At 72.8% G+C, this 3,990-nt stretch carries 3 protein-coding genes; all 3 read left to right on the plus strand.

All coding sequences use genetic code 11. The features are described from left to right. The first annotated feature begins 249 nt into the window (after nucleotides 1-249). The 3 genes from ACWGIU_RS31865 to ACWGIU_RS31875 all read left to right on the plus strand — a co-directional run bounded on the left by ACWGIU_RS31865 (nucleotide 250) and on the right by ACWGIU_RS31875 (nucleotide 3,361). On the plus strand, nucleotides 250-714 hold the full coding sequence (locus ACWGIU_RS31865) for a PH domain-containing protein (RefSeq protein WP_453711586.1): 465 nt from the start codon (nucleotides 250-252) through the stop codon (nucleotides 712-714). A 200-nt stretch (nucleotides 715-914) separates the two neighbouring features. Beyond that, on the plus strand, nucleotides 915-2,342 hold the full coding sequence (locus tag ACWGIU_RS31870; protein ID WP_453711587.1) for a hemolysin family protein: 1,428 nt from the start codon (nucleotides 915-917) through the stop codon (nucleotides 2,340-2,342). Next, a complete protein-coding gene (locus tag ACWGIU_RS31875) occupies nucleotides 2,276-3,361 on the plus strand; it encodes a hemolysin family protein (protein WP_453711588.1) in 1,086 nt (361 codons plus the stop codon). Before ACWGIU_RS31870 ends, ACWGIU_RS31875 begins: the two co-directional genes overlap by 67 nt. The last annotated feature ends 629 nt before the right edge of the window (nucleotides 3,362-3,990 follow it).

Below are 3,990 nucleotides of genomic sequence, written 5' to 3' on the forward strand. Positions count from 1 at the left end.
TTGTCGGAACGCCCGAATACGCCCAGTATGGGGGCGCCCCTCCGCCTTGCGATGCACCGCATCCGACGCCGTGCGCCGATCCACCGGGGATTACGCGACAGCCCTTAGGATGCCGGCGGATCAGAGCCGGTCCCGGGCCGCCCGGCACCGTCCGACCCTGATCCGCCGGACACCCCCAGGCGGGTGACCGGCGAGCCCCACCGGCATGCCCCCACCGATCCGCACGCCACTTCCAGAAGGCACCGCACCATGGCCGACTCCGCCGCCCAGCCCACCCCACCCACCCTGCCGGTCACCTTCCGGCCGACCCGCACCCGGGTCGTCCTGCTGGGCGTCGGGCTCGCCATGTTCGCCACCATCACGGCGATCGCCCTGCTGCTGGAGAACCTCGGCCCGGGCGAGCGGATCAGCTTCATCTTCACCGCAGTCCTGCTGAGCTCCGTGCTCGTCCTGCTCAGCCGCCCCAAGGTGGTCGCGGACGAGACCGGCGTCACGGTCGTCAACCTGACCACCAGCCGCCGCCTGGAGTGGGCCCAGATCCTGCGGGTCAACCTCCGCCCCGGCGACCCGTGGGTGTTCCTCGACCTCAGCGACGGCACCAGCCTGCCCGCCCTCGGCATCCAGCCGGGCGTCGCCAAGCAGCAGGCGATCGGCGACGCCCGCACCCTGCGCGCCCTGGCCGAAGCACACGGAACGGGCACCGGCGACCACTGAGTCGGCCCATCCCCACGGCTGCGTACCGTTGCGGCCGGGATCTCAATGACTACCCTGGTGGCGGGGCGCAGCTGTGCGCCCTCCCACCGGCCCCGGGACCTCGTGGCCCGTGGGCACCTGCGACTTGAGGAGTGACTCCCTCCAGCAATGGACGGATCGTCCGGTAGTACCCGCGCCGCCCTCCCCCCGGAGGCGGCGGCATGACCACCCCGCTACTTCTGCTCGCGGCGGCCTTCGCCCTCATCCTCGCCAACGGGTTCTTCGTGGCCGCCGAGTTCGGCCTCGTCACCGTGGAGCGACCCGAGGCCGAACGCGCCGCAGCCGACGGTGACCGCCGTGCCCGCACAGTGGTCAAGGCCCTGGGGGAGCTGTCCTTCCAGCTCTCCGGCACCCAGCTCGGCATCACCATCACCTCCCTCGTGGTCGGCATGCTCGCCGAGCCCGCCCTCGCCGCACTGCTGGCGGGGCCGCTCGCGGCGACCGGCCTGCCGAAGGGAGCCGTCTCCGGCGTCGCCGTCGTCATCGGCATGCTGCTCGCCTCCGCCGTCCAGATGGTCGTCGGTGAGCTCGTCCCGAAGAACTGGGCGGTCTCCCGGCCGCTCCAGGTGGCGCGCTTCGTCGCCGGCCCCCAGAACGGCTTCTCCCGTGCCTTCCGGCCCGTGATCGCCGCACTCAACGCCGTGGCCAACCGCCTCGTACGGGCGCTCGGCGTGGAACCGACCGATGAGATGGCCTCCGCCCGGACCCCCGGAGAACTGCTCTCCCTGGTCCGCCATTCGGCCCAGGCCGGCGCCCTCGAACAGGACACCGCCGACCTCTTCGTACGCACCCTCTCGCTGGGCGAGCTCACGGCCCAGCACGTCATGACCCCCCGGGTGAAGGTCAGCGCCCTGATGCACACGGCCACCGCGGCCGACGTGCTCAACCTGACCCGCGCCACCGGCCTGTCCCGCTTCCCCGTCTACCGCGACCGCATCGACGAGATCACCGGCGTCGTCCACCTCAAGGACGCCCTCGCCGTGCCCGAGTCGGAACGCGACCGCACGAGCGTGAGCCGGATCTGCGTCGCCCCGCTCCTGGTGCCCGGCTCCCTGCCGGTGCAGCCGCTGCTGGAGCGGCTGCGCAGCGAGCAGCCGATGGCCGTGGTCGTCGACGAGTACGGCGGCACCGCCGGCGTCGTCACGCTGGAGGACATCGTCGAGGAACTCGTCGGCGAGGTCCGCGACGAGCACGACTTCGCCGAGGACGAGACCCCCGAACTGGCCGCCGTACCGGCCGAGGACGGCCACCCCTCCTGGGAGGCCGACGGCAGCTGCCGGGTGCAGACCCTGCGCCGGATAGGCCTGGAAGTTCCCGAAGGCCCGTACGAGACCGTCGCCGGCCTCGTCGCCGACCTGCTCGGCCGGATCCCCGCCCCCGGGGACCGTGCGGAGCTCCCCGGCTGGAAACTGTCCGTCCGCCGGGTCGGACGCAACCGCGCCGAGCGGGTCCGGCTGGTCCGGCTCGCGGCGGTGCCCGCGGCCGGCGCCTACCGGTCCGCCTCCGCGGCCGACGGTGCGGCATGGGGCGCACCCCCCCCGGCCGCGCGGGCAGGCGCCCCCCCAAGAACCCGCGCCCCCACCACGTAGGCCAGCGGCAGGGTCTCGCCAACGGCTTCTTCGTCGGTGCCGAGTTCGCGCTCGTGTCCGTACGGCGCAGCCAGATCGAGCCCCTCGCGGCCGACTCCAAACGGGCCCGCCAAGTGCTCCACGGCCTGGAGAACCTGCCCCGCATGATGGCCGCGGCGCAGTTCGGCATCACCATCTGCTCGCTCACCCTCGGCGCGGTCGCCGAACCCACTGTGGCCCGGCTGCTGGAGCCCGTCTTCCACGCCGTCCACGTACCGCAGGGCCTGATCCACCCGCTCGGCTACGCCGTCGCGCTCAGCGCCGTGGTCTTCCTGCACCTGGTGATCGGCGAGATGGTGCCGAAGAACCTGGCGATGGCCGCCCCGGAGAAGACCGCCCTGTGGTTCAGCCCCGGCCTGGTCGCCTTCGCCCGCCTGTGCGGACCGGTCACCACCGCGCTCGGTGCCTGTGCCAAGCTCGTCCTGAAGCTCTTCAAGGTGGAGCCCAAGGACGAGGTCGAGGCGGTCTACACCTCCGCCCAGCTGGGCCGGCTCCTCCAGGACTCCCGGCAGGCCGGACTCCTGGAGCCGGTCGAGCAGGAGCGGCTGGAGGACGCCCTGGAACTGGGCAGCCGCCCCGTCACCGACGTCCTCCTCGGCCCGGACCGACTGGTCACGGTCGGCCCGGAGGTGACCCCGCGGCAGATCGAGCAGCTGACCGTGCGCACCGGCTACTCCCGGTTCCCCGTCCGTGCCGACAGCGGAGCCTTCATGGGCTACCTGCACGTCAAGGACGTACTGGACCTGGAAGACCGGGAGCGGGCCGTCCCGCAGCGGGTCTGGCGCCGGATGACCACGCTGTGCGCCACCGTCCCGCTGGACGACGCCCTCAGCGTCATGCGCCGGGACGCCACGCACCTCGCGCAGGTCGCGGACCCGGCGGGCCGGGTCCTGGGCCTGGTCGCCATGGAGGACGTCCTCGAAATGCTGGTCGGCGAGGTCCGCGACCCGGCCCATCGCGTGGCGTTCGCCCGCCGCTAGTGCTGTGACCCGGTGAACCTCTCTCCGGTCACAGCACCGGACCGTGCCGGGGCCGGGCGAACGGCCGCTCCGCCTCCGGCCCGCGAGGGTCCTGGGGCGGGGCTTGCGGGAGAAGGGGTCCGGGTCGCAGGGACGTGAACGAAGCCGGTGTGAAGTCGGTCACACGGGGCGGGTTCGGGCGCGTCCCGATGAACCGCGGTGGATCCCCGCCCGTCTTGATGGCCGGATCGTCGGTCCGGGTACCCGAGCCGGACTTCACGGGCCGCGACACGGAACACCGCGACTCCGACGATCTTCTGCTGACCCGGTCCGGCTCCGGCTGCTGCATCCCCGGGATGCCGAGAGGACCGGTCGCGGTACGCCGGCCACCTCGCGAGGGACGGACCGGTAACCCGTTCGGCCAGTAGGCCGACCGGGGCACGATGCCGGTTTGCTAGCGTGTCGGGCGTGGAGTCCCGTCGGCATGCCGGGGACGCGTGTCGGCCGGGTGTCCCCGGCCGGTGCCCGCTGACCCCGCTCGCCCCGTCGAGCCGGCCCGACCTGCGGCAGAGTGCCGCTTCACGGAAGCGATGTGACATGACGGATTTGGCACCGAACTTCATCGGCGCCCCCTCCAGCAGGCCGGACGG

The sequence above is a fragment of the Streptomyces sp. NPDC054840 genome (assembly GCF_053611065.1).